This is a genomic window from Frateuria sp. (genome assembly GCF_013362045.1).
In the GTDB taxonomy this organism is placed as follows: Bacteria; Pseudomonadota; Gammaproteobacteria; order Xanthomonadales; family Rhodanobacteraceae; genus Frateuria_A.
Genome location: NZ_JABFWW010000140.1, coordinates 1 through 6,186, shown reverse-complemented (window position 1 = coordinate 6,186; position 6,186 = coordinate 1). Strand labels below are relative to the sequence as shown.

Below are 6,186 nucleotides of genomic sequence, written 5' to 3'. Positions count from 1 at the left end.
GCGCGCGCCCCACGTCCATTTGCTGGTGGCGGATTTCGCGATGCCGGGCATGAACGGCGTCGAGGTGGCCCGGCAGGCACGCCTGCGCCAGCCGGACCTGCCCGTGCTGTTCGTCACCGGCTACGCGGACCAGTCCGCGCTCGCCGCGGTGGGCGACGAGCGCGTGGTGCAGAAGCCGTTTCGCGACGACGAGCTGGAGCGCAAGGTACTGGCGGCGGCCGGCGGCTAGGTGCCGCGGTGCGGGGAGGTAGGAATCGGGCGGCCTCATGCTTACCATGCAGGGGTTGTCCCCAACCCACAGGTGCTCCGTGAACCGACCGCTCGCTGCCGCCATTGCCGCGGCCCTGCTTGTTCCCGCACTGGCCGTCGCCACCGACCGGCCAACCTTCGATCCGCACCGCCTTTCGCAGGAGGTCAAGACGCTCGCCTCCGACGCCTTCGAGGGCCGCGGGCCGGCCACGCCCGGCGAGACCAAGACGGTCGACTACGTGGTTGCGCAGTTCAAGGCGGCCGGCCTGCAGCCGGGCGGCGCCGTCGTCGACGGCAAGCGCACCTGGACCCAGCCGGTGCCGCTGGGCCGCTTCGAGATCGTCGGCACGCCCAGGTTCTCGCTGACCGAGGACGGCAAGTCGCAACCGCTGACCCAGGGCGAGCAGATCGCCGTGCGCGCGGCGATGGATGGCAGCCGCAAGGTGGACATCGAGCATGCGCCGCTGGTCTTCGTCGGCTACGGCGTGGACGCGCCCGAGCGCCACTGGGACGACTACAAGGGCGTGGACCTCAAGGGCAAGATCGGGGTGGTGCTGGTCAACGACCCCGACTTCGAGACCGGCAAGGGCGACTTCGGCGGCAAGGCGATGACCTACTACGGCCGCTGGACCTACAAGTACCAGGAAGCCGCGCGCCAGGGCGCGCTGGGCATGCTGGTGATCCACGAGACGGCGCCGGCCTCCTATGGCTGGGCCACGGTGAAGAACTCCAACACCAACGTGCAGTTCGACATCGTGCGCGACAAGCCCTCTGCAGAGCATCCGACGCTGGAAGGCTGGATCCAGCGCGACCTGGCCGTGCAGATGTTCAAGGCGGCGGGGCTGGATTTCGACACGCTGAAGAAGCAGGCGCAGACGCGTGCGTTCAAGCCGGTGACGCTCAAGGGCGTGACCTTCTCGGCGCAGTACGACGTCGATGCCAAGGTGATCACCTCGCAGAACGTCGTCGGCCGCGTCGAAGGCAGCAAGCGCCCGGACGAGACGGTGATCTACAGCGCGCACTGGGACCACCTGGGCGTGGGCCAGCCCGATGCCAAGGGCGACCGCATCTACAACGGCGCGGTCGACAACGCCACCGGCACCGCGGCGCTGATCGAGCTGGGGCGCGCCTTCGCGCATGCGCCGCGGCCGGACCGCTCGGTGGTGTTCCTCAACGTCACCGCCGAGGAGAAAGGCCTGCTCGGCTCGGAGTACTACGCCACGCACCCGCTGTACTCCAACGCCAAGACCGTGGCCGACATCAACATGGACGCGCTCGACCCCAACGGCCCGGCGCGCAACTTCACCATCTCCGGCAACGCCAAGCTGGGTCTGCTCGACCGGCTGATCGCGCTGGCCAAGACCTACGGCATGAGCTACGCGCCGGACCCGCATCCGGAGGCGGGCAGCTTCTTCCGCTCCGACCATTTCTCCTTCGCCAAGCAGGGCGTGCCGGCGATCTCCTACGAGTCGGGCGACGACCTGGTCAAGGGCGGCAAGGCGGCCGGCGAGGCGGCGAGCAAGGCCTACACCCGCGACCACTACCACCAGCCGTCGGACGAGTGGCAGGCCAGCTGGACCTTCGCCGGCATGGCGCACGACCTGCCGCTGCTCTACCAACTGGGCGAGCAGCTGGCCAACTCCGACGCCTGGCCGGAATGGTCGAAGGATTCGGAATTCCGCGCCATGCGCGAGAAGACCGCCGACCAGCGCAAGTAGCGCCTCGGGCCGGTCCCTCTCCGCGATGCGGGAAGGGACCGGCCGTGGGAGTGCCTGCTCCCGGTCGTTCTCGTCAGGTGAGCGGAACGACGGGAGCCACGCGGGACACCGGTACGGGACGCCTCACTTGGCGGGCACGGTGATGTTCTGGCGCGTCAGCATGCGCCCGAGCGCATCGGTGGCCGCCAGCTTGTACCGGCCCGGCCGCAGGTACAGTTCGCCCGCGGCCAGGCCGCCGGTGGGCCGCAGGCCGGTGTCGGCGCGCGCATAGGCGGGCTGCGGGTCGAGCGCGAGCCGGTCGGCCGGGATCGCGTCGTCGCCCTCGTCGGCATAGCGTGCCTCGACCAGGCACGGGTACTGGTCCTTGCAGGCGTCGCTGCCGCGTACCACGTAGGTCTTGCGCAGGCCGCCCAGGTCCAGCCAGGTCGGGCGCCCGCGGCGCAGCACCTGCGGTGGAAAGAACACGCTCACGTCGTAGCCGGCGCGCAGCGTCCAGGGCTTGCCGTCGTCCTGCATGAAGACCAGCGACTGCCCAGGCTCCAGCTTCTGCATGACCGCGGTGTACCAGGGGTGGTCGTGCGTGGGGTCGGGATGCGGAATCATCACCGTCTGCTCCACCGTGAGCGGATCGATGCCGGTGAGCTTGCGGAAGTACTGCGCCATCGAACGCCCGCCCAGGTACACGCCGCTCTCCTGGATGTGCGCGTAGCCGGCGTCGACCACCAGCCGCGCCCGCGGGTCGTGCTTGAAGACGCGTTCGTACAGGTTGTGCGCCTGCTGGCTTTCGCGCGGGTCGCCGCTGGCCTGGTCTTGCGCCTCGTAGGCGACCACGCGATAGCCGAGCTTGAGCGCGGTGCGCACCATTTCGGCGCAGATCGGTTCCTCGGTGTAGAAGCCGGTGCCCTCCACCGGATAGCCGCGCGCGGCCAGCTTGTCGTCGCTGGCATAGAGCGTTTCGGCGGCGAAGGTGTCGAAGCCTTGCTCGCGCAGCCTCGCCAGCATCTGGACGGTGAGCGTGCGGGTCAGCGGCAGGTGGTGCGCTTCGTTGAAGAACACCGCCTGGCGGCCGCGCGCGAGTGCGGCGATCGCCTCGACGGCCGGTTGCGGCCGTGCATGGCCGTCCAGCGGCGAAGGATTGTCGCCCGGCTGCAGCAGCTCCTGGATCGAGAAGCTGGCCGCCGCGTTCGGGTAGTCGCCGATGTAGGTCTGGTACCAGCTCAGGTACTGCCCGAAGATCACGTGGAAGGCAGGGTTCGAATCCCCGGCGACGGCTGCGCTGACCATGGTTTCGTAGCGCCCGAGCAGATTCTTGCGGGCGTCGGCCTGGCGCATGATCTCGTCGGCCTTGTCCGCGGCGCGCATCTGCATGGCACGCCACTGCGCTGGCGTGGGCGTTTGCGGCGTCTGCCTGGGCACGGCACCGGCGGCGCAGCCCGTGAGCAGGCAGGCGGCGACGTAGAGGGCGGGCGTCCAGGAACCAGGCATCGCGGAGCTCCAGTGCGGCGTGGGCAGCAGTCTGCACCGATCGAGTGCCGCTGCAACCGTGCCGGATGTAACCTCGCCGCGCAATCAGGCGGTCGGTGGCCGCGCCCGGAACGCAAGGCTGATCCGCGGCCCCATCGGCGCGCGCTGCTTGGGAATGCCGTGGTCGTAGTGGAACTGGCTGGCATAGTCCATCAGCAGCAGGCTGCCGGCCTCCAGATCCAGGTGCAGCGCGCGCCGCGGCGGGCGCTTGGCGCGGATCACCATCTCGCGGGTGGCCCCCAGCGACAGCAGCGCGATCGGCTGGCCGCGCGCCAGGTCCTCCAGCTTGTCGCTGTGCGGCGCCACGCTGTCGTGCTCGTCGCGATAGAGGTTCAGGCCCACGCTGGTGAAAGGCGCATGGGCCGCGCCGCGCACGGCGGCCAGCGCCTCGCGCAGCGGCGGGGGCAGCGCCGGATCGGCCAGGTCGAAGTGCGCCCGCAGGCGCGGCACGTCCACTTCGCGTTCGTACATCAGGCGGCGGCCGCCGCGCCAGGCGACGCCGTCGAGCAGCTGCGCGAACCAGGCCTGCGCGGTCGCCCCGGGCACCAGGCCGGGGGTGTAGACGACCCTGCCGCCCGCATCGTCGAGCAACACCTGCGGGCCCTGGCCGAACAACGGCAGCTGCGCCATGGCGGCTCAGTCCTGCTCCCGGTTGGAGCGCTCGATCGCGCGCCGACGGGCGCGCCAGGTCTCGGTGGTCTGCGGCTTGATGAACAGCGAGGTGACTTCGGCATGGTGGGCCTTGATGGCCTTCTCGATGCGGTTGATGCATTCCTCGATCTGCGGCGTGGTCAGCTGGTCCTCGAACTCGGCGCTCAGCGCCGCGACCACCTGGTGCGGTCCCATCTGCACGGTCAGCACGCCATTGACGCGGCCCACGCCCGGATCGTCGGCGGCGATCTGCAGCAGCGATTCGCGCAGTTGCGGATGCGCCGGCTCGCCGATCAGCAGGCCCTTGCTCTCGCGCGCCAGCAGCGTGGCGGCGATCGCCAGCACCACGGCGATGCCGATGGAGGCGACGCCATCGAGTTCGGGCATGCCGAACGCGCGCGCGCAGACCACGCCGGCCAGGGCGATCAGCAGGCCCAGCAGGGCGGCCGTGTCCTCCAGCAGCACGGTGAAGGTGCCCGGGTCCTTGCTTTTGCGGAAGGCCTCAAAGTAGCCCATCGAGCCCTTGGCCGCCCGGAATTCGCGCAGCGCGATCAGCCACGAGCCGCCCTCGAACAGCATCGACACGCCCAGCACGAGATAGTTGACCAGGGGATTGACCAGCGGCTCGGGGTTGCGCAGGTGGCTCACGCCTTCGAACAGCGATACGCCCGCGCCCAGCGCGAACACCAGCAGGGCCACGATGAAGCTCCAGAAATACAGTTCGCGGCCGTAGCCGAAGGGGTGCAGCGGGTCCGGCGGCCTGGCCGCCTGGCGCATGCCGTGGAGCAGCAGCAGCTCGTTGACGGTGTCCACCAGCGAATGCACACCCTCGCTGAGCATCGCCGAGCTGCCCGACAGGCCGGCGGCGATGAATTTGCTGACGGCGATGGCCAGGTTGCCGGCGAGCGCGGCATAGACCACCCGGCGCTGACCGGACGAGGACACCGCTCAAGCCTCCACGTAGCGGCGCTGGCACAGCTCGCAGAAGAAGCTGCGCCGGTGAGTCCGGCCCAGGTAGGCGCGGTGGAACCTCACGTGGTCGCGCGGGCAGATGCTCCGGTTGTGCGCCAGCCAGTGCTTGCGCAATACGAAGGCACGCTTCCACGCCAGGAACTCGAAGCTGTACTGGCGCGCCTGCTCCACCAGCTCGCGCAGCTTGCGCGCCGGCAGTGCGCCGATGGTGGAAAGCGGATGCGTTCGGATGCGGAACAGCACCTCGTTCTTGATGATGTTGCCCACGCCGGCAAAGACGTCCTGGTCCAGCAGCGCATCGCAGGCCAGCGTCTGGGGCATGGCCCGCAGGCGCCTGCGGGCGAGCGCGGGATCCCAGGTGTCGGCCATCACGTCGGTGCGCCAGTCGTAGAGCGCGTCCAGGTCGCCTTCCAGCAGGCGCACCGAGCAGGTATAGAAATTGAGCTCGCCTTCGTCGAACTGCAGGCTCAGCCTCGGCGCCGCGTCCTTGCGTTCGTCGATGCGGTAGCTGCCGAACATGAGCAGGTGGATGCGGATGGCGACCTCGGGCAACTGGATCAGGAACTGCTTGCCGAAGCTGCGCAGGGAAATGATGCGGCGGCCCGCGAGCCGGTCCATGTCGATCTTGGCGTTGCCCTCGGCGCGGCGGATCGTGCGACCGGCGAAAGGCGCTGCCTGTTCGCGCAGGATGACGATCGAAGGGCCTTCGGGCATGGATCACCTGACGTGCTGCCTGCGCCGATTCTGGGTGCGGGCGGGGCATGGACAGGTGAACGGGGAGGGTGTCCCGCGGGCAACCGCGCCTCAATCCAGCAAGCGTCGCAACGCCAATGCATCCGCCGCGGCGTGTCCCAGCGCCGTATTGTCGAAGATGCACCATGCCGGCGGCGCGCGCTGCAGGCCGCGGGCGATGCGTTCGAGCATGGCCGGCGCATAGGCGTCGTAGTACATCCGCGGCGAACCATGCAGGCGCAGGTAGATCCGCCTGCGATCGCCGCCGGGAACGGCCGCGCGCGGCTCGCGGGCCGGATCGGCGGCCACGCGCGCCACGCCCAGCTGGCGCAGCGCCCGG

At 69.7% G+C, this 6,186-nt stretch carries 7 protein-coding genes; 2 read left to right on the top strand and 5 right to left on the bottom strand.

From position 1 onward, the window contains the following. Positions 1–229 (top strand): response regulator (locus HOQ08_RS06755; RefSeq protein ID WP_291192609.1); only part of this gene is annotated, 229 nt, incomplete at its 5' end. A gap of 115 nt (positions 230–344) precedes the next feature. Continuing rightward, the gene (locus HOQ08_RS06750; protein ID WP_291192610.1) at positions 345–1,967 is read left to right on the top strand and encodes a M28 family metallopeptidase; all 1,623 of its coding nucleotides are present in this window, start codon (positions 345–347) and stop codon (positions 1,965–1,967) included. Positions 1,968–2,090: 123 nt separating this feature from the next. Here HOQ08_RS06750 and HOQ08_RS06745 read toward each other — a convergent pair whose 3' ends face one another. From HOQ08_RS06745 to HOQ08_RS06725, 5 genes are all read right to left on the bottom strand, one after another. Then, positions 2,091–3,452, bottom strand: a complete 1,362-nt coding sequence (locus tag HOQ08_RS06745) for a hypothetical protein (protein WP_291192608.1) — start codon at positions 3,450–3,452, stop codon at positions 2,091–2,093. A gap of 84 nt (positions 3,453–3,536) precedes the next feature. Next, the gene (locus tag HOQ08_RS06740) at positions 3,537–4,121 is read right to left on the bottom strand and encodes an alpha-ketoglutarate-dependent dioxygenase AlkB (protein ID WP_291192607.1); all 585 of its coding nucleotides are present in this window, start codon (positions 4,119–4,121) and stop codon (positions 3,537–3,539) included. 6 nt (positions 4,122–4,127) lie between these two features. Beyond that, entirely contained in the window at positions 4,128–5,087 is a 960-nt protein-coding gene (locus HOQ08_RS06735; RefSeq protein ID WP_291192606.1) for a cation diffusion facilitator family transporter, read from the bottom strand. Between the two features lie 3 nt (positions 5,088–5,090). Then, positions 5,091–5,828: a DNA-formamidopyrimidine glycosylase family protein gene (locus HOQ08_RS06730; RefSeq protein WP_291192605.1), complete on the bottom strand. Its 738-nt coding sequence runs from the start codon at positions 5,826–5,828 to the stop codon at positions 5,091–5,093. A 90-nt stretch (positions 5,829–5,918) separates the two neighbouring features. Then, on the bottom strand, positions 5,919–6,186 hold a 268-nt coding region (locus HOQ08_RS06725), incomplete at its 5' end, for a DUF72 domain-containing protein (RefSeq protein ID WP_291192604.1).